General features: G+C 66.2%; 19 protein-coding genes. 4 read left to right on the top strand and 15 right to left on the bottom strand.

Annotated features, from left to right (window positions below; translation table 11 throughout):
• Positions 1–323 precede the first annotated feature (323 nt).
• Positions 324–527, bottom strand: a complete 204-nt coding sequence (locus tag FHS74_RS18515; protein WP_184803297.1) for a hypothetical protein — start codon at positions 525–527, stop codon at positions 324–326.
• 203 nt (positions 528–730) lie between these two features.
• On the opposite strand from FHS74_RS18515, the gene FHS74_RS18510 reads away from it, so the two are divergent.
• The 4 genes from FHS74_RS18510 to FHS74_RS18495 all read left to right on the top strand — a co-directional run bounded on the left by FHS74_RS18510 (position 731) and on the right by FHS74_RS18495 (position 6,893).
• Positions 731–1,804 (top strand): zinc ribbon domain-containing protein, encoded by a 1,074-nt coding sequence (locus FHS74_RS18510; protein WP_184803295.1) that lies wholly within the window; start codon positions 731–733, stop codon positions 1,802–1,804.
• A 223-nt stretch (positions 1,805–2,027) separates the two neighbouring features.
• Entirely contained in the window at positions 2,028–4,943 is a 2,916-nt protein-coding gene (locus FHS74_RS18505) for an ATP-binding protein (protein ID WP_184803293.1), read from the top strand.
• On the top strand, positions 4,930–5,115 hold the full coding sequence (locus FHS74_RS18500; protein WP_184803291.1) for a hypothetical protein: 186 nt from the start codon (positions 4,930–4,932) through the stop codon (positions 5,113–5,115). The genes FHS74_RS18505 and FHS74_RS18500 overlap by 14 nt, the downstream gene beginning before the upstream one ends.
• Positions 5,116–5,333: 218 nt before the next feature.
• Positions 5,334–6,893, top strand: coding sequence for a hypothetical protein (locus tag FHS74_RS18495; RefSeq protein WP_184803289.1), 1,560 nt, complete (start codon positions 5,334–5,336; stop codon positions 6,891–6,893).
• 430 nt (positions 6,894–7,323) lie between these two features.
• On the opposite strand, the gene FHS74_RS18490 is transcribed toward FHS74_RS18495, so the two are convergent.
• The 14 genes from FHS74_RS18490 to FHS74_RS18425 form a co-directional block, all read right to left on the bottom strand.
• Positions 7,324–10,443 carry a hypothetical protein gene (locus tag FHS74_RS18490; RefSeq protein WP_184803287.1) on the bottom strand — a complete coding sequence of 1,040 codons (3,120 nt, stop codon included), beginning with the start codon at positions 10,441–10,443 and terminating at the stop codon, positions 7,324–7,326.
• A gap of 163 nt (positions 10,444–10,606) precedes the next feature.
• Positions 10,607–11,896 (bottom strand): IPT/TIG domain-containing protein, encoded by a 1,290-nt coding sequence (locus FHS74_RS18485; RefSeq protein WP_184803285.1) that lies wholly within the window; start codon positions 11,894–11,896, stop codon positions 10,607–10,609.
• A 41-nt stretch (positions 11,897–11,937) separates the two neighbouring features.
• Positions 11,938–12,522 (bottom strand): hypothetical protein, encoded by a 585-nt coding sequence (locus FHS74_RS18480; protein WP_184803283.1) that lies wholly within the window; start codon positions 12,520–12,522, stop codon positions 11,938–11,940.
• Between the two features lie 23 nt (positions 12,523–12,545).
• On the bottom strand, positions 12,546–16,598 hold the full coding sequence (locus FHS74_RS18475; protein WP_184803281.1) for a phage tail protein: 4,053 nt from the start codon (positions 16,596–16,598) through the stop codon (positions 12,546–12,548).
• A complete protein-coding gene (locus tag FHS74_RS18470; RefSeq protein ID WP_184803279.1) occupies positions 16,595–18,226 on the bottom strand; it encodes a putative baseplate assembly protein in 1,632 nt (543 codons plus the stop codon). The genes FHS74_RS18475 and FHS74_RS18470 overlap by 4 nt, the downstream gene beginning before the upstream one ends.
• 40 nt (positions 18,227–18,266) lie before the next feature.
• Complete coding sequence (locus FHS74_RS18465) at positions 18,267–18,635, bottom strand: GPW/gp25 family protein (RefSeq protein ID WP_184803277.1); 369 nt, start codon at positions 18,633–18,635, stop codon at positions 18,267–18,269.
• A 7-nt stretch (positions 18,636–18,642) separates the two neighbouring features.
• Positions 18,643–18,903, bottom strand: a complete 261-nt coding sequence (locus tag FHS74_RS18460; protein WP_184803275.1) for a hypothetical protein — start codon at positions 18,901–18,903, stop codon at positions 18,643–18,645.
• 14 nt (positions 18,904–18,917) lie between these two features.
• A complete protein-coding gene (locus FHS74_RS18455; protein ID WP_184803273.1) occupies positions 18,918–19,277 on the bottom strand; it encodes a hypothetical protein in 360 nt (119 codons plus the stop codon).
• A complete protein-coding gene (locus FHS74_RS18450) occupies positions 19,274–20,086 on the bottom strand; it encodes a phage baseplate assembly protein V (RefSeq protein ID WP_184803271.1) in 813 nt (270 codons plus the stop codon). Before FHS74_RS18450 ends, FHS74_RS18455 begins: the two co-directional genes overlap by 4 nt.
• A gap of 5 nt (positions 20,087–20,091) precedes the next feature.
• Entirely contained in the window at positions 20,092–21,216 is a 1,125-nt protein-coding gene (locus FHS74_RS18445) for a hypothetical protein (RefSeq protein WP_184803269.1), read from the bottom strand.
• Positions 21,216–21,536, bottom strand: a complete 321-nt coding sequence (locus tag FHS74_RS18440) for a LysM peptidoglycan-binding domain-containing protein (protein ID WP_184803267.1) — start codon at positions 21,534–21,536, stop codon at positions 21,216–21,218. The genes FHS74_RS18445 and FHS74_RS18440 overlap by 1 nt, the downstream gene beginning before the upstream one ends.
• Before the next feature lie 24 nt (positions 21,537–21,560).
• On the bottom strand, positions 21,561–22,271 hold the full coding sequence (locus tag FHS74_RS18435; protein WP_184803265.1) for a CIS tube protein: 711 nt from the start codon (positions 22,269–22,271) through the stop codon (positions 21,561–21,563).
• A gap of 16 nt (positions 22,272–22,287) precedes the next feature.
• The gene (locus FHS74_RS18430) at positions 22,288–24,135 is read right to left on the bottom strand and encodes a hypothetical protein (RefSeq protein ID WP_184803263.1); all 1,848 of its coding nucleotides are present in this window, start codon (positions 24,133–24,135) and stop codon (positions 22,288–22,290) included.
• Positions 24,136–26,133 carry a hypothetical protein gene (locus FHS74_RS18425; protein ID WP_184803261.1) on the bottom strand — a complete coding sequence of 666 codons (1,998 nt, stop codon included), beginning with the start codon at positions 26,131–26,133 and terminating at the stop codon, positions 24,136–24,138.

Raw genomic sequence — 26,133 nt, 5'->3', positions numbered from 1 at the left:
CCCCGTGATCTGCGACCGCTTCGCCCGCGCCATCTTCACCTCCATCATTCCCAAATTTTAGGGTGATGGCTCTCCACTTTTCCAGGGCAAGTCCAATGGCAAGACCACCGGATTCGCAGGTGATGTCCGAGCAGGGCCGTTTGTGGTTCATTCGCTTATGAGAGCTGGCCTCAACTGCCGTTAGCGGATCAGTCCCCTGCTATAAATATCTAACGGCATCTCGGTCGTATCCATATCACCCTTGAGCAGGCTGATGCGGGCGGCCGATCAACACGCCACACCAACCTAATCTCCGACTGAACCTGGGGGCCATTCTGGCAGCCTCACCGGCGAAACTTCTTGCGTAGCGCAGTCGCGATCTCCCAAAGCGCTAGGGCAGCGCCCGCACCTGCCACGATTGCCAGCAGAGGAGGGTGTTCGGCGAGAAAGTCGCCAATGACCTCGCTGATCTTATCCATGCCGAAAATGCGAAAGTGTTCCATCAGGTGATCTATGACGATCTCGATGAATTTCTCGAATACTTCCATTTGCCTACAATTTCATCAAAGATTTTTGCGTAAAGTTGCCAGCACTCAAGATCAGGATGGAAGAGTAGCCCGCACGAAACACCAGTAATGATTACGCCAGAAGATTTCTGTTTTACCAACATGCTATTTGTGGCTAGATGCTTTATCGGCTTCTCAATGGTCACGAATTGCATACCCCGAATGTATATTTGGGAGGGGGCAGTATGTCGGCGACTAACTGGCAGTGTGCGCTGTGCGGAGCGGTCAATCCCGGAGAATCCGTGTTCTGCGGCAATTGCGGGACGGCTTCGGCGACGCAGAGCGGCCTGGCGCCTGGGAAGAGCCCCGCCGCGGGTGCCGTGGAAAACACGGCGAAGACCATCGGTGGCGCCGCGGCGCCTGAAATCCTGTCCTCGTCCGTTCACGGGCAGCGCTCGGCACCCGGCCGGCTGCTCGGCGGTCTCAAGGTCTATACCGGCGTGGTCACGGTCGCGGAGCGCAACATTGAAAAGCACACTGAGACCCAGAGCGTCTACGGCGAACCGGGGCATGTGGTGGCGACGCATACGATCGATACCTTCACGCACGACATCCGCTTCCGCCTCATCGTGCAAGACGCTGGCCGGTCGCTCCAAATCCCCGTTCAGGTCAATATCGACCGGACCTTTCTATTTGTTCAGGACGGCGATCTCGTCACCCTGATTGGTCGCCCCGCTCGGGAGGGATTGTTCGAGGATCCGGCTATTCTCAATCACGCCGGCCGTTTCACCATGATGCCGGCAGGCTGGCGCTGGCGCGCCATCATTTCCGCATGGCTCGCCGTGATCGGGGGCTACTATTCGTGGTCCTTCACCACCCCGCTCCTCGAACAGGATCTGCAGCAACAATACCGATATCTGTTCAACCTGCTGCACTGGGGCGGGGGCATCGCCTGCCTTGTGGCCGCTTTCCTTCTCGCCCGGCACTGGTGGCGTCGTGGCACCCTGAAGAGGGCGGTTAGGCAAATCACAGCTAACTTCGGCGAGAGTTGGACCAGGCGGCGCTACCAAAATCCGACAGGCACGGTGGAGGGCGTGTTCGCCTTTTCGCGTGGCACGTCGCAACCGACCGAGTGGATCAGTTTCCGCCTTGGCCTGGCGGGACAGGATGGGAAGGTGCAGGACTGGATCGCGGCGGCGGCACCGCAGCGCGAACTGGTCACTGATTTGCGTCGCGGTGATCAGGTCGAACTCCATGGAAGGTTCGCCACCGGCATCATCCATCAGCCCAGACGCATCACGCTTTCGGTGGGGACATGAACGCGTCGGCGGGGATCAGCGGCTTCCGGACAGTCGGCGCCGGCGACCTTGATGCTCTGCAGCGGATGGATCCGCCGCCTTCTTTCCGCCTTGATCGGCCGGTCTCGCCGATCCCGCTCGAGGCGCGCATCCTCTTTCGTCTCGACGAGGTGGGTACCACCTTCGGGACGGGTCCTCGCGAGCGGCCCCCCCCGTCGGGAGAGGCGGCCGCCCCCCCCCCCGGATGGGCGCCGCAATCGCTGGCCTGTACCAAGCGGCGACGCGCATCGCCTTCGGCATCGAGGAACGCGACCAGGCGCTGCGTGTCACCCTGGGAAGTTGGGGTGCGAACACCGCCCCCTCCGGCGGGGTGCTCCTCCGCTCGCTTCGCGGCGTGTTCGCGCCAGTGCGTGCGACGCGCCTCGCCGTTGAGCCGCCGCCGGCCACGCTGACCCGGTGGGGCCTGCTGCGGGGCGTGCCAGCGCCCGCCGACCCAGGCAGCAGCGATCCTGGCGGCAGCCGGATGGACCAGCTTGTCCGTGCCATGGCGGGGCAACCTTGGGCGTTTTCGGTTGTCGCCACGCCGGTACCAGCCGACGAAATCTCGCGGATCCGGCTTAGCCTGCTTGAGGAGATGCGGCAGGTGGAATCGGCCAGCGCCGCGATGGGGGCTGTCAACCGGCTGACCGCTCTGTACCTCGACTATCTCGATCGCCATCTCGCCGATGTCGCGCTTGGCCTTGGCACGGGGCTCTGGCGGACGGCGGTCTATGTCGGCGGTACCGACGATGGTTACCCGGCGTTGGCCGGCTTCGTGACCGGCGTCTTCTCGGGCGAGCGCGCCGTGCATGCGCCGCTGCGCGCCCTTGAGCACAGGGTTGTCGCCGGGTGGGCCGCCGACTGGGTCCTTCCCGATGAGCGCGGCGGCGACCTGGCCAACCCTTACCCCTACCAGACGCTGATGACCTCGGCTCGTCTCGCCGCCTTGGTCGACCTGCCGACGGTCGAGGCCAACGGCTTCGCAATTCGCCGTAACGCCCGGTTCGACGTGGCCCGCCAGCGTGTCGCGACGGGTTCAAACACGCTCCTGCTGGGCCGGATCAAGGACAATGGCATCCCAGCGGCCGATTACAGCGTGGGGCTCCCGGGCCTCAACCGTCATGCGTTCATCACCGGCGTCACCGGGTCCGGCAAGACCAATACGATGATGCAGCTGCTACGGCAGCTGGATGCCGCGAAACTACCTTTCCTGGTGATGGAGCCGAGCAAGAACGAATATCGCGCGCTCGCCATTGAGCCCCAATTCCGCGGGCGGATGCGCGTCTTCACCGTGGGCGACGAGCGCTATGTGCCCCTGCGGCTCAATCCCTTCGAGGTGGTGGGCTGGCCGGAGATGCCGCTCAGCGTGCATATCGATCTGCTCCGCTCCTGCTTTGTCGCCAGCTTTGGCACGTGGACGCCACTGCCCCAGATCCTTGAACGGGCGCTGCACGAAATTTACCGCGATCGTGGATGGGACCCGATCAGCAATACCAATGCGCGATTGCCCAAGGGCGCCGATCCCGCCGCCGCCTTCCCCACGCTCGCGGATCTGGCGCGCAAGGCGGACCTGATCGTCGCGACGCTTGGCTACGACGAGCGCGTGCGCAACGACATGCGCGCGGCACTGCTCACGCGCATCAACGGCCTGCGCGTCGGTGGCAAAGGCGCGATGTTCGACTGCGCGCGGTCGACGCCGATGGCCGAACTGCTGGACGGGCCGGTTCTCCTCGAACTTCAGAATATCGGCGACGATGACGACAAGGCCTTCTTCATGGCGCTGCTGTTTATGCGGCTGGTCGAGCATCGCCGCGCGTCCGGGACCCCGGATGGCGGCTTCGCCCACCTTCTTGTGATCGAGGAGGCGCATCGGCTGCTCGCCAACACCGGCCCGGCCGGTGGCTCCGGCGGCGACACCGTGGAATCCGATCCGCGCGGCAAGGCGGTTGAAACCTTCTCGAACCTCATTTCGGAGGTCCGCGCCTACGGACAGGGGCTGGCGGTCGTTGATCAGGTCCCGACCAAGCTCGCGCCCGACGTCATCAAAAATACCAACATCAAGATCGTCCATCGCGTCGTCGCCGCGGACGATCGGGCGGTGCTGGCCGGGGCGATGGCGATGACGGAGGAGCAGAAGGCGGCGATGGCCGTGCTGGCGGTCGGCGACGCGATCCTGTTCGAAGAGGGCGAGGACGCGCCCCTCCTGGTCGCCATTCCCCGCGCCAAGGACCTGCCGGGCCAGACACCCCTCGTCGACGCGGCGCTGCGGGACCTGATCGCGGCGGCCGAGGCCGAGAGCCTCGGCAGCTGCGGCGGCGTTTGCGCGGGCGGCGCGGCCGGGTGCCGCGAAGCGGCGGCGGCGGCCGACCAGCCACTGATCGCCCGGACCTTCTCGAAACTCGTCGTCTCCATGCTCGTCGATGCCGCAGCCCGCGGACGGCTGTGGCCGGACCTCATGGAGACTGTGCGTATCAAACGGCCGGAAGCGGCGGCGGCCGCTTGTCGGCCATGCCTGGTTCGGCACCTTGCGACCCGTCTGGCCGACCGTTGGGGTGCCCGGCGGCGCTGGACCTATCCCGAGACGGCCGCCTTCCGCGCGACATTGCTCGATCTGATGGGTGACGGTGACGTGCCTGGGCCTGCGCCGGCCCAGGCGATGGCCCAGGCACTGGCGAGGATCTCGGCCGGCGCACCCGTCTGTACCGCCTGCGTCGTCGTCGCGACCCGCTTCGGCGACATCTCGATCTGCCTGCCGCGGCTCGCGGTTGATGACCTGATTGATGAGGAACTGTTCGCCGCGACCTTCGCCAAGGCCGACGAGGATGATGTCGCTGACGATGCCGCCGCCGGGCGCGTCCACGGTATTTGCAACAGTGCCGCTTTCGAGCTCGTTGAATATCCGAATACCGCGCAGGATCCGGCCGCCCGCCCCGCGATCACCGTCAATGCCCGACGCGCCCTCGTTTGCTTCGGCTACCAGATGCTCGCGCGCAATTATTCCCGCGCGCCGTGGATCATCAACGGGCGCCTTGACCGCCTGCTGGCGGCGCAGGCCCCCTCCAACGAGCCGGATACGGAATCCGACACCACCGAAAGGACAGACGGCGATGAGAGGCAATGACGCCAGTGACCGGTCGATCGCGGCGGCCCGCCCGGACAAGCCCAACGGGGCGGGGGTGCCGGCGCCCGAGCTGTGCACGCCCCAGTTTCAGAGCGGAGATGCCACCGTCGCCAGCACCGAAAATCCGATGATCAAGCCGGGCCGGGATGCGAAGCTGAAGCGCCGCTCTTGAGTCCGTCGAATATCCGAATACCGCGCAGGATACAGCCGCACGCCCCGTGATCACGGTCAACGCCCAGCGCGCCCTTGTTTGCTTCGGCTGCCAGATGTTCACGCGCGGTTAGTCCCGCGCGCCGTGGATCATCAACGGGCGCCTTGATCGCCTGGTGGCGGCGCAGCCCCCCAACGAGCCGGATACTGAATCCGACACCACCGAAAGAGCGGACGGCGATGGGAAGCAATGACGCCAGCGACAGGTTGATCGTGGTGACCCACACGGACCAGCCCAATGGGGCGGGCGCGCGGGCGCCCGACCTGCCCAATCCCCCGTCTCCGAGTGGAGATGCCGCCGTCGCCAAGGGGGCGCAGGCGACGGCGGACAAATCGGCGGCGGGGACCGAAAATCCGATGGTCAAGGCGGGCCGGGATGCGAAGCTGAAGGAAATCGATCACCGCGATCCCGAAAAGACCAAGGGAAAGGGCATCGTTGACAGTCTCGAACGCGGCTTGATCCGGCGCGACCCCAAATGGGAAGCGATCGCGCAGACGATGAAGGGCCTGTTCTTCAAGAGCGATGGGACGCTGCGCAGCAAGGAGACCGTCCTCGACGCGCGCGTGACGCTCGACATGAATAAAGGCGACATGACCCGGCTGCTCGGGATGGTCGCTCCGCTACGTCCGCTTTCCAATGATACGACGATCTATTGGGCGCCCGACGGCGGCCCCAACGGTACCACGGCCGATATCGAAACGCGGATGCGCCAGGATGCCTTCAAGGCGACCCTCGGACACACCACGACCACGGGGCAGCTCGCCGCCATCGCCGCTTTCCTGCGTGGGGAGAGCCCACAGGACGTGCAGCGCAAGGGGCAGGCAGGGGATCAGGCGCAGAGCATGGCCGGCATCGTCTCCACCGTTGAAACAGGGAAGGCCGCCGGCGTCGAAACGGGCCGCCGGGCGACGGCCGACCAGGCCGCCACCCGCAACCAACCGCGGGTCGAAGCGCCTGCCAAGGCGGCGGGAGACACCGCCGCGACCAAGTCGCCCAAACCCGGTGGAACGCCCGGGGCGACGGCGGAGGGGCGTGAGGGATCGTCGCCCAAGGCATCCCCCGAGGCGAAGGCTGGTGGACGACCATCCGGGGGTGAGACGGCGGGGGCGACATCCGACAAGGGCGCGACGACCGCCGGCACGAAGGGCCGATCAAGGGCGGCGACCGCCGCCGGGGACGGTCGGAAACCCTCGGCCGCGCGGGCTGTCGATGGCGCGCGCGGCGACATCGGGGCCGGGGGCCCCGGCGGCGGCAAGAAGCTGCCCGAGACGGTTGAGGAATTCACCAAGGCATTCAATGAAAGCGACGGTAAATTTCTGAACGACCAAGCCAAACAAATTCTGTCGGACCTCTGGGCCGCCCGCAGCGGGAATTACAGTAGGACGATCGCGATCGGTTTCGGGCTAATCGACGGCAAGCTCTCCTATGTCGTGCACGTGAGCGACCTGAATGGCTGGCGGGTTCTCAATGGCCGGCCGGATTTGCTTCGCGGCGCGAGGCTTGGCCCGCCGCCGCCCCTGGTTAACCGCCTTTTGCCGGAAGACCGGCATACTGAGGTCACCGCGGCCCTCCAGCTTCGGGGCGAGGGCGCCCAGGGCGTTGTCGTCGCGACCTCTGGTGCGGCATGCAAGGGCAACTGCGAGGTCATGTGGACAACGCACGGTTCCCCCGATGACGTCTGGCATACCCATATCAACTGGGAACGCGTCAAAGCGAACCAAGCGAAGAACGCGCGGTGATAACCACCTCACGGTATAAACCACGGATATTCAGATGCTCTTGAGACTGATCGGATAGCGGACGATCCGGAGTGTCGTCGGCGGGACGGTGACGTTCGCGCTCCAGGCGAACGCGTCCACCCCGCGTCGCTGGTATCCGATCCTGCCTGCAGGCCTGTCGCTTGTGGGCAAACCGCGTTACGCCGCCGAACCACAGGTGCTCGACCAGCACTATGAGATTGACCGAAACGGGGCGTGGCGCCGTTGGTATGAGTCCGAAAGAGTCCACGCCATGGCCTTGAATGGTTGGCGCGCGTGGCTGTGGTGTCCGTGATGGCCGGTCCCCAATCGGGCCGGCCGCATTCAAGGGAACGACCGCGCTCTGGCCGTCATCAACGACAGGGTGGCCGCCGCCCCGTTGGTTACCGAAGACGGCGGCCCCGACCCCGGCTCACTCCAGCCGGGCCACGCCCAGTCCCAGCACACTGACGCCCGGCGTGGCGCTGGGCGCGCCGCTGGCGGTGCGAATTTGGCCACTGGTGTCGCGGATGCGGATCATCCGGGCCGTCACCGGCGTGCCCTGGTCGGCCAGGCTGAATGTCTGGGTGACGCCAAGTGACCGCCCCACCTCGAACCAATGGGTCCCACCGGTGTCCACGCTGGCCTCGACCACATAAGGCCGGGGCGGCTGATCGGCATGGATGAAGACCGTCAGATCATCATGTCCTTGTCCGACGATGCTGTGTCCGGCGAAGGCCAGGGTGATTTCCCCCAAGGCGCCCAGCGAGACGTAGCCGTGGTCCGGCGCCGTGGTGCAGTCGCCCAGGCAGGCGTCGGCGACCGTATGTTGGTTGGCCCCGGGCGCCGCCTCATACCCCAACTTGACGTTCGCCACCGTGTCCGCGTACCGGAGCTGGCCGGGGTCCACCAACAGGGTCTTCGGCACCACCGTATGTCGGTTCAAGGTGACGCCGACATGGGCGATGTGGCCGTCGGGGTAGGTCAGGACGCGGGTGTAGCTGCCGTCGTGGTTGTCGGTAATGGGCCCCGTGAACGTGGCGCCTGACGCCGGAAACGCCAGCGATGGGTCCAACTGGGGATCCAGCAAGGTCGCGTTGTTGAACCGGTCGCGGGGGTGCACGGTCACGGTCGCCTGGGTCAGCGGCTGCCCGTTTTGCACAATGCGCAGATAGTCGACCTGGAACGGCGTGTTGGCCGCCACGGGTCTGGCGACGATCTCCACCGTGCGGCTTTGCTCCCGGCGGTAGGGGGTGCCATCGGGCAAGGCGCCGACCGCGGTGATGAGGAAGCGGTAGGTGCCGGGGACGGTCGTGTCGTGCAGGGTCGCCCCATAGACGCCGTTGCCCTTGCCGTCGACCATGGGCACGGTGAAGGTATTTTCCACCGCGCTGAATTTCAAACCCGTGGAGATCAGCGCGATCTGTTTGACGCCGATGGAATCGATGTCGGGGTTGCCGCGGCCCTGTCTTTCACGTGCGGCGTTATAGTCCCGGGGCGAGACGGGGGTATTGGCCAACCAGTTGGTGTACGAGGTCGCTGGTGCCGTCACCGTCAGGGTGACGGCGGCGCCGGTCAGCGCCAGCCCCTGGAGCAGGATTTGCGCGGACAGGCCGACGGTGGCGCCGGCGACATAGTTGGGCCGGTTGAACTCCACCCGCAGGTTCAGCCGGGTGTCGGCGATGATCTGGTAATCGTAAGGCTCCTGGCCGCGACCTTCGTGGGTCTGGTCGCGGTCCTGGGCCTTGGGGTCCAGCCGGATGAGCAGGGTCCATGTGCCGTAGCGGGGATTGTCGGGGTCGGCCCTGTTGGCCAGATAGTCCCGATCGAAGGTCAGCATGCGGAAGCGCGGATTGGTATCGACGGTATAGTCAGGCCCCGCCTTTTCCAGCACTTCGCCCAACGGCGTGCGCACCTGGACGATCAGCCGGCCGGGGTTGTAGGTGCTCCACGCCACTATGAAGGACAGCTTGTCATCGTACTCGGTGACTGGGACCTTGTGCACGATCTGGGGGTGGGCTGGCGTCAGCACGCCGCTGGGGTCAGCCAGACTGTCGAGGGTCAGGCCGCTGAACAGCAAGCCCTTGATGAATTTCGCGGTCAGGTCTGGGCCGCTGTCCGCCTCGGCGTAGTGGTAGTTGGCGGCGCTGCCTTGGTAGGCGTTGGTTACGATCTGGTTCAGCAAACCGGTGTTCACGGGTTCCACCGCGGCGTTGGTATTGCCGTAGCCCAAGGCCGCCACCTTGATTTTCTTGGGCACGAACCCTTGGCCCGTCGTCCCGTTGCCGAAGAAATCGTTGGGGAAGGGCGGATGGCTGTTGTCATTGCCGTCCGTCATCAAGATCAGCCACCGCCGGTTCAAGCCCTGGGCGTCCGCTTCGAAATAGCCCCCGAAGGAGCCGGGGTTGGTGCCGATGGCGTGGGCGATGGCGGCCCCCATGGGGGTCGCCGCGGCGTTGAGGCGGGCGAAGTGCAGATCGATCTTGCCCTTGGCGTCGCCGACATTGGCGGGGCTGATCGGAAGCATCGCGGTGAAATCGGCGGCGCTGGGCGAGGCGACGGGCAGGGGGCCGGCATAAGGGCCGGTGGGATCGGCTGGGAAGCCCAGGATGTTGGGATACATGCCGACAGCGAAGTTGCCCTTGTCGGCGCCGAAATTCTGGAGCACGGCCAAGGCCGCCTGGACCCCGGTGACCAATCTGCCCCAGCGGGTGGATTTGTTGTCAATGCCGATGAGGGTAGTTTCCCCAGCCGGGCCGTAAGCCATGCTGCCCGACCCATCGAGCATAAAGGCGATTTCCAGCTTGCCGACGCTGGCGGTCAGCGCAACGCGGCTATTGTGGCCCGCCGCTTTCTGAGCGGTGCCGTCGTTGCTGGTGATGTCCAGCGTGGCCGCCAGGGTCTGGGGCGTGGCCACCGGCAGCAAGGTGACCAGGATGTCCAAATTGCCGTTCGGCGGGATGGAGGCGCCGCCCGGCACGGTGACCATGAAACTGGCGGCGCCGGGGCCGGCGGGGGCGCCGCCGATGCCGGTCAGGGGGCCTGTGCCATGATTGAACAGGCGCAGCGTCTGCGTCGCCGTCTCGCTGATCAGCGCGTTGAAGCCGATGGCGGTCGCCGCCTCGATCCATGGCTGCTTACTGTCGGCGTCGCTGTCCGCGGCGACGAAGGTGAAACCGCGCGCCACCGCGTCGTTGTTGATGATGGTCAGTTTCCAGGTCGACGCCGTCGCGACATACAGGAAGACGCTGATCAGGAAAACGCCGTTGGCCTCGACCGTCAGGAAGGCGTCCGCGACATAGGGGTTGGGCAAGGTGGACGGGTCGTTGATGGGTAGCGCCATGTTGACCATCAAGGCGACGGCGGCGCCAGTACCCGCCTGCAGCTTAAATGTTGGCGCGACCGCCCCGCCGACCAGGGCGACGCGGATATACATCGTCGGCTGGGCCTCGGCGCTGCGCCGTTCCTGCACCAGGTCCACCGTGATGCCGGCACCGCCGGGGGGAACGGTGAGTGGGGCGGTCTGTGGCTGGGGATAGACATCGAAGGCCATGATGCTGGCTCCTTACGTCTTGAGGACTCAGGGGGGGGATATTGGCGGGGATGCACCTCATTGAGCGCCCCCGGTTCGCTGACGCTCACCGGAAAGGCGCCAACTGTTCGCGCTAAGCAGACTTTCCGAACTCCGCCCCCCATGGGCGGGCTCGGAAACCTGCTTAGAGGGCGTTGAACGGTGTGGCGCTGGCGATGGCGCCGGCGCTGGTGTTCACGGTGATGGTGTAGGGGCCGGCCACCAGGGTCGGCACGGTGACGGTGATCTGCGTGGCGCTGGAATTGACGATGACGGCAGGTGTCACGCCGAAGGACACGGCCAGGCCAGGCTGATTGAAGTTCGTGCCGGTGATGACGACGTTCTGACCCTTGGGCCCCGACTTGGGCACGAAGGGGGTCGCCGGATCCAGGGTGGGGCCGTTGACGGGGCCGCCGCCCCCGCCGCCCAGGACGGTGAAATGATCGACGGAGGTCACCGGTCCGCCGCCGTCGGTGCTGATGGAAACAGTGTAGACGCCATTGGGCAGGTTGGGCACCACGACAGCGACCTCCCCGCTGGTCGGGGGTGCCGACAGCACGGCCGCGATGTTGCCGAAGGTGACGGTGGGGGTGCCAATGTTGAAATTGCGTCCTTCCAGCTTGACGACGTTGCCGACCAAGCCGGTTTTGGGTACCAACTGCCCCCCCGGTGCGGAGAAGGCCGGCAGCAGCAACAGGCTTTCCAGCTTGGCCAAGCGCTTTTCCAGGGCGGAAATCGACAACCCCTTGTGCCGGATGTCGGTGATGGCGGTCTGAAGGATGGCGACCGCGGTTGTGGGCGTGATCAACTGGCGGGCGATGACGGCCAGGCCGTAGTACACATGGCCGGCGATGAAATCGGTGTCGCCCGGCGCCGGGATGGTGGTTCCGACCCGCGTGCGGACGCACCATTCGCGGCGCATGCGGGCGCAGCTTTCCGTGCCCAGTCCGCTCAGCACCAGGCTCGGGTCCTCCTGCGCGGTCACCAGCCGCTCTGAAATATCCAGGTAGACCAGAACATTGCCGTTGAGGACCGGGATCGGCTGGATTTTTGGGGCGCCGTCGGGGCCAGGGGCGGTGAACAGGGCCTGACCCTTGTAGGAGATGTCGGCCTGGATCAGGACATCCAGCCCATCGGCGATACAGCGCCCGGTGTTGCGCAGGGCGATGGCGTAGTTGGTCGTGCCTGGGGCCGCCGGCGCCACGCCGGCGCGGATGATGAAGTCGTCGGTGGCGCCGGTGGCATCAATGCGGAAACCGTCGCTGCCATCGGGGATGCCGTCACCGACATACCATTTCAGGAAGGCCCGCAGTTCGAATTTGCGGATGTCGTCCAACTCATTCCAGTCGGCGTCGACGATGGGGACGCCCTGTTGGAGGCGGACATTGCAGCGGGCCTTCAGTGGGTCGAAGGTGCTGTTGGTGATTACCGCCATCTTCCTCTCCCGTGGTGGCACTCAAGCGCAAGGGCGCGGACTTAAAAGACCAGCCAGATCGTGCGGGTCAGCGTGCTGACCGGGTCTTTGACGATCACCGGATGGGTCACATAGTTGATCAGCGACTTGACCCCGCCGATTTGCCCGACCAGGCCGAATTCGCGCAGGTTGGCGGTGGCGTGGTTGCCATCCGGCCAAGGCGGCAGGCCGGGTCCCAGCGTCGCCTTGATCTGCAAGCGGTTGGTCGGCGTCGCCGTCACCGCCGCCCCGTCCAGGAAATCAATCTGCATCGCCGCGGGCGGAACCAGGAAGGGAAAGGGGTCGACCAGCGCCGATTGCGTCGGGGCGCCTGGCGGCGGGCCGGACACGTCCCAGCCGTCGCTGCCCCGGCCGACCCACAGGCCCTGTATGGCCAGGCTGATCCCGCCGCCATGAAGGAAACCGGCCAGCAATCGCCGGCAATCGCTGACGATGGTGTTGCGCTTCCAGCCCCGGTCCCATAACACCCGGCCGTCGGGCGTTGTCAGCGCGTCGTGGTAATGGCCTTGCAGCGCCATCGCCGGATATTCGGCGGGCGGCGGCTCGACCGGTGACGCTGTGGCCGAGGACGTTGTCGTGGCGATCATCCCTCACTCCGTTCGTATTGGCCTTATTGCAAGGGCGGGAAAAAGGTCCGGCGCGTCAGCGTGGTCAGATCGGCTGTATCGGCCGAAACATCGTCCGTCTTGTTGGATTCCAAAATCAGCAGGCCCGGCATGGCGGCGGCGGTGCTGTCGGTGATCGGCGGCATGAGTGAGACGAAGGGGAAGTCGTCGGCATAGCTCTCCGTCGGGCCGCCATCGGGGTAGAGGTATTCGACATCGGTCGCTTCGACGATGATCACCACGGCGCGCAGGTTGATGGGCAGGAAGCGCCTCACCATCTCGCTCAGCCGTTCCGTCTCCTGCCGGGTCAGCGCCGCGCCCTGGGACGCCCGGCGGACATAAAAGCCGACCGTCCCACGGGTGTAGAGTTCGTCGTCGCGCAATGTGCCCGCGCCGTCCGGACGGCTGGGCGTGTAACTCAGCATGTCACCGAAGCTGCGGCGGGTCCGCAGGCGGTTGAGATCGCCCAAGTCCGCAGCGACGGTACCGCCGTATCGCCGTTCCGTTCCATTGTCGGGCACGCGCTGGCTGCCGGGGCGCCCGGCGTCGCCTGTGCCGGCCTGGACCAGTGGGACATTGGCATCGCTGCGATGGAACAGCCAAAGGTCGGTGCCGACCGTGACCGGGGTGGGCGCCCCGTCGGACGATGCCCCGGCCGGAAGCGGCGTCAGCGGACCAATGACGCCGTTGAGGCCAACGTCGACCGACCAAAGGCTTAACCCGCCGCCCCGATCGGACGAGAAGAACACACGCATTCCAGCCGGCAAGGGCTGGATGCCGGGCGCGCGATCCGACGACCGGCCACCCAGGGGCGGCGTGGTGACCACCCTGTCGGGCCCCCAGGTGCTGGTGGGCGGATCGAAGATCCGATGGTGCAGGCCCCAGCTTTCCTGTTCGGTGCCGATGCCGACGCGCTGCGACCAGAACAGCCAGATCCGCTTGGTGGCGTCCACGGCCAACGCGGGTTCGCGGTTGCCGCCCCCGCCGTTGGCCAGTTCCAACGCCGCGGACCAGCCGGTATACGCGGCGCGACCCGCCGGATTGGGGACACCGCCGCCCAGCAGGTCGAGGTTGGTGACCGTGCCATCCGGTGTGATGGTGCTGGTGCCTACGGCCGTTCCGACCCAAGCCGTACCGTCCGGTCCCAGCGAGAGGGCGCGCGCGTCATCACTGTTCAGCCCCATCGTGGTGTCGAACACGCGCCAGGCCCCGGCCGGCGACCTGAGGCTGACGCCGGCCGGGGTGGCGACCCACAGCGTACCGTCCCCGCCGATGGCGACGGCGCGGGTATTGGTGGCCTTGGCCACCGTGACCGCGCCCTCTGGCGCCACGACGGCCAGCCCGGCGGTCGTTGCGATGTACACGGCGCCGTCAGCACCCAAAGCGACATCCTGGACATCGTTGCCGGGCAGCCCCGTGGCGACTGTATGGATCTGAAGCGCGCCGGACGCCCGCCGGCGCACGGCTCCGGCGGCGGTCGCCGCCCACAGCGTGCCGTCGCCGTTTAAAGCCAGGGCCCGGATGTCGTTGGATGGCAGGCCGCCGCCGATGTCCAGTGTGGTGATGGTCCCCTGGGGGGCCAGGAGGACGAGGCCGGCCGCCGTGGCGATCCAGGCGCTGCCGTCGCCGGCCAAGGCCAGGTCGCGGATGTCCGGGGAAGGTAGGCCGGCCACAGTGGTGACGGTGCCGTCGGGATGCCGGACGGCCACGCCGGCGGCGGTGGCGATCCAGGCCGATCCGGCGGCATCCACCATGATCGCCCGGATATCCGCGGCGGGCAGGCCGGGGACGGGCGTCCAGGCGCCGGCGCCATCGCGGCTGAAGGCGCCGTTGGCCGTGCCCGCCATCACCCGGTCATTCCAGTACGCCGTCAGGATTCGCCAGGCCCCCGCGCGATGCGACGCCCAGGCCAGACGCACGCCGCCGGCCGGATTGTTCACCGCCGTCACTTCGGCGTGGCGGCCCCGCCCACCGGCATCCCAAGGGGTGTTCCAATCGATCTGGTCGTCCCAGGACCCGGGTGTGCCGGTGGTGCCGCGGTTGTCGAACCCCAGCGCCCGCGCGGCCCCGCGCGAGTGGCTGAGGTCCACCCCGATGCGGGTCGTGGCGCCGCTGGCGATGGTGCTGAATCGCAGGGAACCGTCCCGCTCGCGTGCGGCGCGGACACGCGTCAACTGCCCGTTCATGGCGGTCACCAACTCGGCGGCGGTGGCTTTCGCAGGGTTGGCGAAATTGGCCGCGTGGACCGTGTACAGGTCCAGCCCCGGCCAATTCCCGGTGAATGCCAGTGTCGCGCCATCGACAAGGGCGAAAGGTTCACTGACACGGCCCGAAATATGGGCCGGTTGCGGCGGTCTGGCCGTGCCCAGCGTCCAGCGCAGCCGGCTGTTCATGGTCAGCGGATCATCAATCCAGGCCAGCCAGATTCGATCATCCGGCAGGACCGCCGCCGCCGGATCGGCCTGCGGTGTCACGCGGCTGGGGTAGACTGGCCGTGAGCCACGCCATGCGCCGTCGGTGAAGGTCTTGTAATGGACCCGACGCATCGCGGCGCCGCCGGCTTCCGCCGCCGCCTCATCCACCGCCACCGCGGATGCGGGCCGTGTGGGCGTTTCCCAGGTTCCGTAGAAGAAGCGCACCCGGCCTATGGAGTCGGTTCCGGCCGACAGCCGCCCCTCTGGCGCGTTTTCCAGGGAAACGAGACTGTTGTTCGCCGGAACCACTTGCAGCCGTGACACCGAGCCGGTGGTCTTCGAGGCGATGACCAGCGTGGCCGCCGCCGCCGTGGCCCTGACTTCGGGAAGGGCGGCGCTTAGGGCGGCGCCGACCTCTGCCGCCGTGGCTTGGCTCATGTCGATGAAGTCCCCGGGGCCGAAGCGGACCGAAACGGGCGGCAGTCCGTCCGCCGCAAGCGTCAGGGACATGCCGGGGCGCAGGGCATAGGGACCGGCCTGCAGGCTGGTCAAGGCGGCGGCGGTGCCCACCGATCCGCTGGCGGCCTGGTTGGCGGCGGGAAAGCCCAGCGCCTGGGCCGCATCATCGGTCCCGTGCCAGCCCAGGCCCCCGGCGTCCGGAGTGATGGCGTAGAGATTGCGCCGTGGCGGCTGGTTAGACTGCGCGATGTTCTGGGCGAATTCCGCCACCTGGGTGGACCAGCCGGTATATTGGGTGACCAGCGCGCGCAGGCCGGGCAGGGTTCCCACCAGGCGGTACAGCCGGCTGGCCGCCTTGATTTCGTTGCGTTGTTGGGGAATGTCGACATCGACGCTGAGATCCCAACCTATCCATTGCGCCAGCGTCGGAAGGTACTTCCCGTCGACCGCGTCGACATCGTGCAGGGTGCGTAGTCCCTCGGCTGTTCCTCGCAAGGAGTCCAGCGCGATGCCGAAGGGGTCGATGAAGCGGCGGAGCTGGCCGAAATTAGGCGACAGCTCCGGTACCGAGGTGCTGCCCGGGGTGTCCGGACGGACCTGGACGTCGTGGCGGCGATAGATTTCTGGCAGTGACAGATACAGGGCCCGGTTCTGGCCGTAGCTGTCCGTGACCTGGGCGGCGCTGCGATAAGGCGTGGCATCGGCACCGCCGTCAGGCAGGGACGCGCTGAAAAGCTGATAATAATAGACTTGGTTGGCCAACAGCGCGCCCGGCGACGCCCCCGCGTCCAGGATTTCCACCTCTTGGCGCCGAGCGACGCCGCCCAAGTCAAACACCGTGGCCGTGGTCCGGCGCAGGATTTCGATGTAGCGTCCACCGGTGAAGATGGCAACGGAGAGGGGTTCGAACACCCTGCGCTCGCCGTCGCCGATTTCCTCCCAGCCGTCCAGGTCGGTGACCGTGAGCACGCCCGCCACCGGTGGCGGCGGGAAGCCGGTGCTGTCATAGACCAGATAGGGATCCGGCGCGCCTGGCGCCGGGTAGGCGTAGTCGCGCCGCTTGCGCCGTAGCGTCACCGGCGGGATGTCGGCCAGTGTCTCGCCCATGCCGGGCACGAATTGCCAGGTGACGCGGATGCGTCTGCCCACTATGTCGGCACGTGCGGCGAAGCCGGTGACTTTCATTGCGCCGCTTCCAGCAAGTCGACGGTCAAGCCGCCCAGCACCGGGATTTCGAAGTCCTGCAAGATGATGCGGCCATCCTGGGCGACATCGATCTGGATCGCGCGGCGCAGCAGGGCGGCGACGTCGATCTGCCGGCCTTGCGGCTGGATGGGCAGGAAGGCCGCCGCCGCCGCGATCTCCTGGTCGGTGAACTGGGTGGTGGGGCTATCGCCACGACGAAACCGGGTCACCGTCATGGCGGTGACGCCCGCCACCGCCTCCACGGTGCCGTAAACGTCGCTGAGATAAAGCGGTCGGCCGAAATCGACGTTGGCGAAGGCCAGAAGCCCCTGCACGGCCGCTTCCGCCGCCTGCCGCACCGCCGCCATCTGATAGCGTTTGTCGTAGACAATCTCGATGCCGACATCGATGGGGATGTATGTGGCATCCAGGATCTCGACGAAGGTACCGGCCATCCGCTTGTCTTCGAAGTAGGCGATCAGGCGCCGGCGCAGTGCTTCTGGAACGGTGGTGGCGACATCGCCCGCCGGCGCCACGTAAAGCTCGATAGTGTTCCAGGTGGGGGCGGATGCACGCACCTTAGCGACACCGCCGGCCTGTTGGGCCAGCGCCACATAGTCGTTCAAGGTCACCGCCCGCTGGCCGGAGCGGAAGGCCAGCGGGCCGAAGGACTTGGCGTGGTTGATGTCCTCATGGTCGGTGCCGCCGGCGGCGGCGGCCGGATTGCTAACCGCCGCCAGCCGGGGGACAGCGGTTTTGAGGGTGGTGATGGTGTTGGCCGGCACATTGCCGGCGCTGCCGCCTCCTACGTGCCAAGTGGCCCGGATATTGTTGGTCGCGGTTGGCGGCACGCGGCCGTAGGTGCCGTCGCCGAAGCACACCCGGGCGATGTCGGCCTCGTCGAATTCCACATAATAGTCGCGATCTTCAGCCCGCGACAGCGTCAACCCACCATCGCTGGCGGTCTCGTAGAGCAGGCTGTCGACCCGGCGCCATGTCACCCAACCGGCGCCCTCGTTCACCTCCACCACCAGCGTGTCCAGGATGACGGGCGTGCTGGGCAGGGCGAAGGACTGGTTGGGCTCCCCGGTGGATGAACCGATGACCGCGGTGGGTTGGACGGCACTTTGCATCACCGGCAGGCCGATATAGGCCAGCTTGCCGTTGGCGGTGGGGACCACCTGGTCGGAGGCGAGATCGATGTCGAGGTCCGCGCCAAGGTATTCGAAGATTTGCGGACCGATTTCGGCCGTCGCGACCGATGTGAACTGCGCGCCCCCCGGCACCGTGACGATGGTCGCGCCGCCCAGCGTGGGGGGCTTGAAGAACAGTGTCAGTTCGGCCGATGCCGCGGTGGGCGGCGCCAGCCCGTATCCCACCAGCCGCAGGGCGTTCAGCACGCTGCGCCGCTCCACCGCGGTTTGCAGGAAGCTCTCATTGGCGATCCGGTCCTGGTAGTACAGGACGACATCGCCCATGTAGGCGAAGAGATCGACCAGGACCATGCCCAGGTCCGCGGGCGATTGGTCGGTCCATTCGGGCAGGCGGTGGTGGGCAAGCGCCAGCATGGCCTGCCGCAGCGACTGGTAATCCTTGTTCGTGTAATCGATGATAGGCGTGCTGGGCATGGCCATCCACTCGTGACAAAAGCGCCTGGAACAGGAGCTTTCAGAACAGGGGCAGGATCAACTGATCGGCTACGGGCTCGGTGGTGAAGGTGTAGTTGAGCACCATTCGCACCTCGCCATCGGATTGCGTGATGGCGGTTTGGGTCACCAGGACGCGCGGCTCGAACTGCAGCAAGGTCTGCTGAACCTGGCTTTGCAGCAGCGACGCCAGGACGTCGTCATTGGGGTCATGGACCAGCGAATGGACGCGCGTGCCGAAGTTGCGCAGCATCGGGCGCTCGCCCACGCGCGTGCCCAGGATCAGCTGTATGTTCTGGCGCAACTTGTCGGCGCCCGTGGCCCAGGCGACGCCGCCGGTGGTGGGGTCGATCTGAAAGGGATAGCCGGGTCCCGCGACATCGCTGATCATGGTGTCCTCACTGGAGTTTGACGCTGCCGGCCTGGCTGCCGGTGCCGATGGGCTGTTGCGCCTGGTTGACGACGGCGACCGTGATGCCAGCGATATCGGCGCTGAGCAGATAGGCGTGCACGGCTGCCGCCAAATCCTGGGACAACTGGTTCAGGATCTGCTCTTGCACCGCGTTGGACTGGGCGGGGTCCGCTGGGGCGGCCGTGTTCTTGGCGGCCTCGAAGGCGGCCTTGATCGCGGCTTGCAGGGTGATGGTGTTCAAGGGCATCGTGGCGGTTCCGGTCAATCGATGGGGCAGGCCGGCGCCGCCGGCAAGGTTGGCAGCGGCGGAAGCGCCGGCAGGGCAGGCAGGCCGGGTATCACCGGCGTCGGCAGTGATGGCGTGGGCAGGGCCGGGGTCGCAGGTAGGCCCAGGGCCGGTGCCGGTAGCGTGGGCAGGGGCGGCAGCGCTGGCAGGGTTGGCAGGCCGGGTATCACCGGCGTTGGCAGCGACGGCGTCGGCAGGGTCGGGATGGCCGGCAGGCCCAGGGCCGGAACAGGTAGTGAGGGCAGGGCCGGCAGCGCCGGCAGGACGGGCAACCCGGGGATCACCGGCGTTGGCAGCGCTATCGACGGCAGGGGTGGAAAGCTGCAGTTGCTCATTTCATCACCGTCCCCGAACTGAGGTAGGGTTGGCCGGGGAGGATCAGCGGACCCGGTGGCGTCGGCGGCCCGGACGGTCCCAGCGCCGTCGCATGGACGTGCAAGGCAAATGCGTTCCACAACGGTGCCAGGGAGGTGGTCAGGAAGGTCGGTTCGGCCGCGGGATCGCCCGTCAGCGATACCACCGGGGCCTGCAGGATGATCTTGCCGCCGGTGATCCGAACCGTATCGTCGGTCAGTTGCACCATCGTCTTGCCGCCCTTCTCGGTGATGACGATGCCGTCACCGCTCATGGTGACGATGTTGCCGTGCTGTTCCACGAAGCTGGCGGTTTGCTCGTCGGTGTCCAATTGAACGTAGGAACCGGTCTGGTTGGCGATCAGCACGCTGCCGTTCTTGTCGATGCTGATGAAGGCGTTGCCCTTGTGGCGGATGACGATCTTTTCCTCACCCGCCTTGTCCATGATCTCAATGGTGTGGCCGGACGCCGTTTGAATGATCCTGTTGTCGGGCGGCGACAGGTCGGCGGGCGCGGGCGTGGCGCCCTTCGGGTACCAAGTGCCGACCCAGATGGCGTAATCCTTGTCCCCGCCCTCGAACTCCACCCACACCATGGCGCCCACGGCCGGGATGAAGAAATGGCCGTAGGGCAGACAGGGACGGGCGGTGATCTGCGCGTCGGCGCCGAAGATCGAGGGCAGGGTGACCACGATGCTGCCCATGTTGTCCGGGTCCTGGTCGTTGGCGACGACCTGGCCGCTGTATTTGCCGTAAAACTTCCCGACGTGATGGCGTAGATCGTCCAGCATGGCATTCACCTCGTGGCCGAAAATTTGGTCTGGAATGTGCTGCCGTCGACGGGCTTGCCCTTCTTGTCGGTCATTGTCAGCCGCCGGTAGACATGGGTGACCTTGTGCACGTACCAGTCGCCCTCGACCCACAACGGCAGGCCCTTGATGGTGATCTTGCCCTTGGCGCGTAGCATGACCGTGCCCCGGCACAGGCCCTGACCCGAATAGCCCAGGATGCGCGTGGGGTCCTGCTGGATGGATTGCTGGGCGCGCGCGGGGTCCGAGGGCTGGGCGCCAACGGTTGTCTTGGGCCGGGAATCGGCCGGCTTGCCCGCCGCCTGCGCCATGGCGCCCGCCGCCTGCGCCAGGGAGGCGTCAGCCTTGGGGTCGACCTCCAGCGGCGGGTCCCCCGGCGGTGGCGTCACCGCCTGCGTCACCGGTTGGCCGGTCGCGGGGTCGACCACGGTGACCGTGCTTTGCGGCGCCGCGCCGCTGCCCACCCGTTGGTAGGTGAACTCGATCAGGGGGCCGATTCCGCCGGGGCAGTAGTGCAGCATGCCCATGGGATCACCCTTCAACAGGCTTTGCTCCGCGACGAAATAGAATTTCGACTTGTTGTTGTTGACCTCGACAAAGGTTCGGGCCTTCCATTTCAGGGCCGCGTCTTGGATGAAGTCCCAGTCGCTTTGCCCCATGGGCTTGCTCCACCGGTTGGTGGCGCTGAAGACGGGATCGGGGTTGGGCAGGATGTCCCCTGGGACCAGATCGCTGTAGTCGGCGACGATCGCTTTCAGCGCGTCGCTCAACTTGCCGGAGATGAAGGTGCGGTCCTTGGTTTTGTTCTGCTTCATCTTGTAGGACAGGTCATAGGCGGTCAGTGTCACCCGTGCTTGGCCCGTCCCGGCGGCCTCCGCCTTCACCGCCATGACGATGCCTTCGAATATCAGGGCGTTCTGATCGGACCAGCCGAGGCTGATCTGGACCTTACTTTGCTCTTGCGTGATCGCCGCGACGCTGTCGGCGCTGTCGAAGACCACCCGGGCGCGGTCGATGGCGCGGTCATGGTCTTCCACGTCGATGGATTCGACCTGCGACTTCATGTCGATGCCTTCGATCTTGACGGTCGCGTAGGGCGTGCTGTCAGCCATCAGCCAAAGCTCCGGTTGCGCACCACGGTGCCAAGGTCGTTGGCGCCGGGAATGTTGATGAGACTGCCGGGGGCCAGATCCAGCGGATAACGCAGGTCGTTGGCCTCCGCGATCCGCCACCACTGCGCGCTGTCGCTGTAATAGCGCCAGGCCAGGTACTCGATGGTCTCCAGGCCCGAAACCAGATGGCGATAGATCGTGGTCCCAGGCATCGGCGATGTCGGCGGCCGGATGGACACCGTTGGGTGGGCGATCCCGGCGGCGTCGGCGACCGGGTAGACCGCCGATTTGTAGTAGCGTGAGGTGATGGCGACCGGCATGGCGCGGCTCCGTTTGCTCAAAGGTCAGGAAAACAGGTTGATAATCGGCGTGGTGGCGAGGAAATCGCTGCCTATCCCCTTCCGGTTGTAGCTTTTGGCGATGTTGATCGTGCGCGTGAAGAACTCGACGATTGGCGTCAGCGAGAAGCTCTGTTCCTTCAGGGTGACGCTGACGTCGGCGCGCAAGGCGTTCCCGTCTTCCTGGAAGGCCGTGACCTTGATGTTCAGGTCGGTCATCACGCAGGTGACGGAAAGCCCGCCGTAGAACAGGTTGCAGGGCGGCGGCTTATTGAGGCAGGGGAAGTCGCCGCCGATCATCTTGATGACATCGACAACGTCGACGGTGGGCACCATGAAGGCGCGCAACACGGCCAGGTCCGGCTCGATACTGCCGCCATAGTGGTCGTCGCCGTCCAACGGGCCCGGTACCGAGGCGTCCAGTGAGAAATCGATGGAGAAGGTGCGCTGGTCGCCGCCCTCCGCCTCCAGCGGCTTGGTGGCGATGATCAGGGAACCGATCTCGTTCAGATCGTTGGATAGGCCGGTAAGGGTGCCGACGAAGCCGGTCGCGGCGCCGGTCTGATCGAATTTCCAACTGCCGAAGCCGTTCGCCTCCTTGTACCGATAGCTTTTCTTCTCCGACAGCAGATCGGGGTTGAACTGGAAGCGGAAGATCAGCGGAGGAAGCGTCGGGATCAGTGAGATGCTGGCGAGATAACCGGTTTTCCGTGTCATGGCGATGGCGTCCCCTTCATACCTGCAGCAGCGGTGAACCCGCGCCGAAGCGCATTCCCCGCTGGTCCATCTCGTGCATCAGCTCGACGATGGCTTGCAGGAACTCTTCCGGTGAGTGGTCCCCCAGCGCCTTCATCACGCCGGGGATGCCGCCCGGCAGCTGGCGATCGGGCGGGGGCATCAGCTCGATCACCAGATCGTCGATTTCCACGGTGGCGCGGGGCCGGTCGATGACGCTGGGTCCGATCGCCTTGGCAGCCAATGATGTCGCGCCCTCCGGCCCGCTGGTCGGTGTCTCCTTGATGAAGGCCGTGATATTGCCCAACAGCGACTTCAGTCCGCTGGGGCTGGACAGCCAGCCTTCGTAAGCGCTGGCGATCAGCGCCAACTCGCTGGATGGCTGGGCGCCCACCGCCGCTTTGGCCGCCGCCTGGGCCGGGTCCAGGGTGCCCGCCAGCGTTTTGGCGCTATCGCGCAGGGTCGCGATGTGTTTATCCAGCGCCGCGGTGAACACCCGGTCACTGGCGGCGCCGTCGAGCTTGTAGCCCACCTGCATCGCCGCCTTGCTGGTGTCGCCGAAAACCGTTCCCATAAGGTCGATGACGTTGGCTAAAGATTTGTCGATGGTATCGCGCAGGCCGCCGACCGCCTTGGGGTCCAGCAACGTGGCCGACACGTCGGGGAATTTCGGCAGTGCCGGGGGGCTGCCGCCGGGGAAGGTCGTCGGTGTGATAGACAACAGCTTGGCGCTGTCCAGGGCGTCGCTGTCCGTCTTACTCAAACTGGTGTTCCGCACCAGCAAGACCAGCGCCGGCAGGATGTAGGGCAGCGACTGGATGGCATAGACGGCGACCCGGAAGATCCGGGTGTCGGCGATGGTGGTCATCGCCGTGACCACGGTTTCAATCAGCCATTTCAGCAGCGCGTCGATGGTGTTGGCCAAGCCCTGGGACAGGAACTGGATGGCCGCCAGGGCGGCATCGAACACGCTGTTGAAGATTTTGAAGATGGAGGTGATGACATCCTGGATCGTGAGGCCAAGAATGCCCAGCACGTTGGCGGCCAGCTTGGCCGCGGCTGACAGCGTGTCGAACAGGATCAACAGGGCGACACCGCGCAGCAGAAGCGCCTCGCGCAGGATGAACTGAAGCAGTTCGATCACGGCCAGCTTGATGGTGTCCAAGCGCGATAGCAGCAGGGCCAGCGTGCCGATCACTTCCGGCAGCAGCAGGGTCAGGCCCTTGATCACCAGGGTGATGCCCCGGACCAGCGCGTCCGCGGTCTGCAAGACCATCAGCCAGCGGGTGGCGCCCGGCGTCAGCGGATTGCTGGTGTCCGCCGCCTTTTTGGGGTCTGATGCGGCCTGGAACAGGGCAGTGAAACTGTCGACCACGTCCTTGATCTCGCCCAGCTTGTCGAACAGGCTGCCGCTTTCGCCCGTCTTCGCGGCCGCGTTTTGGCCGTCTTTGGCTGGTGGCGTGGTGGGGGCGAGGTTCTTGACGATCCGTTCAACCGTGGCGGCGATGCGCTCCACCTGGGCGATCATCACCGGCAAGGCCACGCCGGCGATGGTGCCGCCGATCAGGCCGCCGAACAGGCCCCCGAAAAAGCGTCCGATGCCGCCCAGCAGGCCCTCCAGAAGGCCGCCGCTGGCCGGGGCCAGATCATTGATGTTCACCACCCAGACCTTCAGCGCGCCACCAAACAACGGGGGTTCACCCCAGCGCGGCCCCGCGGTCAGGGCGCTGGCGAAGGTGAAGGTGGTATAGCGCGCCGTGCTGCGCTCGATATCCTCCAGCGAGCGCCGGGTGTAGCGCAGTTGCGTCAGCAGCAGACCAATTTGTTGGATGAGTTCGTCCATCATTCACACATAACTGGAGACGGCATAAAGCTTCAGGCGGGTCTGCCCGTCGCTGTAGGCTTGCTGGACGGCGGCGCGGAACTGGGCCGCCACGGCTTGGGCCAGGGGGACGTCCACCTCACGGCCAGCCGCCTTGATCACCACCTGCTTGACGTGTGACCGGGCCAGGGTCGCGCGTTCCGCCAGGATCCGAGGCGAGGTCATATTCAGCCGCACCGTCGCCTCGTCGCCCCGCGCCGTCTTCTCCGCCCAGAAATCACGCATCTCGCGGAAGTAGGCGGGGATGGCTTCCCCCAGCAGGGCGAAGCCGCCATAAGCCAGCCACTGGCCGAAGGCGTCCGCCACCGGGTCGGCCGGTTGCGTGGCGATCTTGGCCCGCAGAGCGTCGGCATCGACGCCGAAGACGGATTGGGCTTGGCGCACGGCTGTTTCGGCCAGCCTTTGGAACCGGCCGTCGGCCGTCTGGGTGGCGATTTGGCCGGCCTGACTGGCGAACTCATCCCCCAGGATGTTCAGCGCCACCGACCCCACGCCCAGGATGTCCTTGGCGCTTTGCGGCAAGGTGCGCGCCAGCCCGTCGATGGCTTGGCGCAAGGCCGGAAGACCGGGTTTGAAGATGGTGTCGTAAAGATTGGGGGCGCCGTATCCGGCGGGCCATTTGATGGGGGCGGTTTCCGCCGGAAAGCTGGGCGGCTTGCGCAGCATGTTCCAGAACAGGGATGGCAGGGCGTCGACGCGGCCACTGACCGATGGAGGGATGAAAGGTGCATTTTCGATCAGGGTTTTGAGGGCCAGCGAGTAGGCGGTCAGGGCCACGCGGACAGCCGGGCGCGCGATATCGGTGCCAGCGGTGATCAGGTCGTCCAGCGTGATGGACGGCATCAGCGCGGTCACCGGTCCCGCCAGGGTGGACCCGAACGCGGTGCCCAGGACGCCCCCGATAATGGGGCCGAGGTCGAATTGCAGCACCGCGTTGACGGCGCTCAGCACGGTATTCACGTAACCGATATATTTATTCAGGTAGCTGGCGACGGCCTCGAACCAGGTTTTCAGCTCGCTAACCACCAGCTCCGCATAGTCCAGCGCGAACTCGCCGAAGAAACGGACGTGCGCGATGAGGACGATCTGTGCGCTGATGGTGTAGGACAGAACCTTGCGCAGGATCCGGCGAAAGTCGATGAACACGAAGTCCAGCACCAGTTTCCGATAGCCGTTGATCTTGGCTTCAATCCGGGCCAGGGCGCCGATGACGGCCTCTTTGACGCGGATGACCACACTATCCCAGAACGACGTGGCCAAAGCGGGCAGGGCCGGGATCACCAGCACGCCCGCCAGGATGAAGCGGCCGTAGCGGTCGAGCGTATCGGGCAAGGATAGGGCGCCGCCCGCCGCGGGGACGTCACCGGCGGGCGGCGGCGGGGGCAGGATCGCCCGCAGATGGCCGACGAATCCCCGCAGCTGGCTGGTGCTGCCGGCGATGGCGCGCCACGCCAGCGCCGCCTCGCCCCACAGATCTCCGGCGCGCCGCCGGCCGGGATCGGTGCCGTCGACGCCGGAATGGCCGAACAGCCGCTGGCCCATGGCCCCGTCCACCGGTCCGGCGAAGCGCTCCACCGATCGGCCGATGGCGTCAATGGCGTCAGCGAAGGTGGCGAAGGCCGCGGGCAGGATCAGGTCCTGGCTGATCTGCTGTCCGATGGTGCCGATGCCTGCCACGAACCGGCTGCCGGCGTCCCGGGCCCGCTGGGCAAAACCGGGGGCCGGCTCGCTGGGGCCCAAGCCGCGCGCCTGCTGCGCATCCAACCACAAGCTCACCGCGTCGCCCTCGAACCGGAGGACCGGGTAGCCCCGGCTACCAGCCTCCAGTAGGTCGGCGGCCTTCACCCGCTTCTGCAGCCATAGCGACAGCGCTTCAAAGCTATGGGCGATCTGCCGCACCGGCATGAGCAGGAATTGTCGGAAAGCGTCGGTGATCTCCGGGAAGTCCAGGCTGATCGGCAT

The sequence above is a fragment of the Nitrospirillum iridis genome (genome assembly GCF_014205765.1).
Classification (GTDB): domain Bacteria; phylum Pseudomonadota; class Alphaproteobacteria; order Azospirillales; family Azospirillaceae; genus Nitrospirillum; species Nitrospirillum iridis.
The sequence above is the reverse complement of the archived record's forward strand: the minus strand, read 5'-3'. Positions and strand labels throughout refer to the sequence as shown.

Coding starts and splice junctions, on each gene's coding strand:
- FHS74_RS18455 (WP_184803273.1), bottom strand. CDS start 19,277: ATGAGCAACTGCAGCTTTCCACCCCTGCCGTCGATAGCGCTGCCAACG.
- FHS74_RS18460 (WP_184803275.1), bottom strand. CDS start 18,903: ATGCCCTTGAACACCATCACCCTGCAAGCCGCGATCAAGGCCGCCTTC.
- FHS74_RS18495 (WP_184803289.1), top strand. CDS start 5,334: ATGGGAAGCAATGACGCCAGCGACAGGTTGATCGTGGTGACCCACACG.
- FHS74_RS18440 (WP_184803267.1), bottom strand. CDS start 21,536: ATGCCGGTCGCCATCACCTCACGCTACTACAAATCGGCGGTCTACCCG.
- FHS74_RS18435 (WP_184803265.1), bottom strand. CDS start 22,271: ATGACACGGAAAACCGGTTATCTCGCCAGCATCTCACTGATCCCGACG.
- FHS74_RS18500 (WP_184803291.1), top strand. CDS start 4,930: ATGAGAGGCAATGACGCCAGTGACCGGTCGATCGCGGCGGCCCGCCCG.
- FHS74_RS18515 (WP_184803297.1), bottom strand. CDS start 527: ATGGAAGTATTCGAGAAATTCATCGAGATCGTCATAGATCACCTGATG.
- FHS74_RS18445 (WP_184803269.1), bottom strand. CDS start 21,216: ATGGCTGACAGCACGCCCTACGCGACCGTCAAGATCGAAGGCATCGAC.
- FHS74_RS18470 (WP_184803279.1), bottom strand. CDS start 18,226: ATGCCCAGCACGCCTATCATCGATTACACGAACAAGGATTACCAGTCG.
- FHS74_RS18430 (WP_184803263.1), bottom strand. CDS start 24,135: ATGATGGACGAACTCATCCAACAAATTGGTCTGCTGCTGACGCAACTG.
- FHS74_RS18485 (WP_184803285.1), bottom strand. CDS start 11,896: ATGGCGGTAATCACCAACAGCACCTTCGACCCACTGAAGGCCCGCTGC.
- FHS74_RS18425 (WP_184803261.1), bottom strand. CDS start 26,133: ATGCCGATCAGCCTGGACTTCCCGGAGATCACCGACGCTTTCCGACAA.
- FHS74_RS18475 (WP_184803281.1), bottom strand. CDS start 16,598: ATGAAAGTCACCGGCTTCGCCGCACGTGCCGACATAGTGGGCAGACGC.
- FHS74_RS18505 (WP_184803293.1), top strand. CDS start 2,028: ATGGGCGCCGCAATCGCTGGCCTGTACCAAGCGGCGACGCGCATCGCC.
- FHS74_RS18450 (WP_184803271.1), bottom strand. CDS start 20,086: ATGCTGGACGATCTACGCCATCACGTCGGGAAGTTTTACGGCAAATAC.
- FHS74_RS18465 (WP_184803277.1), bottom strand. CDS start 18,635: ATGATCAGCGATGTCGCGGGACCCGGCTATCCCTTTCAGATCGACCCC.
- FHS74_RS18490 (WP_184803287.1), bottom strand. CDS start 10,443: ATGGCCTTCGATGTCTATCCCCAGCCACAGACCGCCCCACTCACCGTT.
- FHS74_RS18510 (WP_184803295.1), top strand. CDS start 731: ATGTCGGCGACTAACTGGCAGTGTGCGCTGTGCGGAGCGGTCAATCCC.
- FHS74_RS18480 (WP_184803283.1), bottom strand. CDS start 12,522: ATGATCGCCACGACAACGTCCTCGGCCACAGCGTCACCGGTCGAGCCG.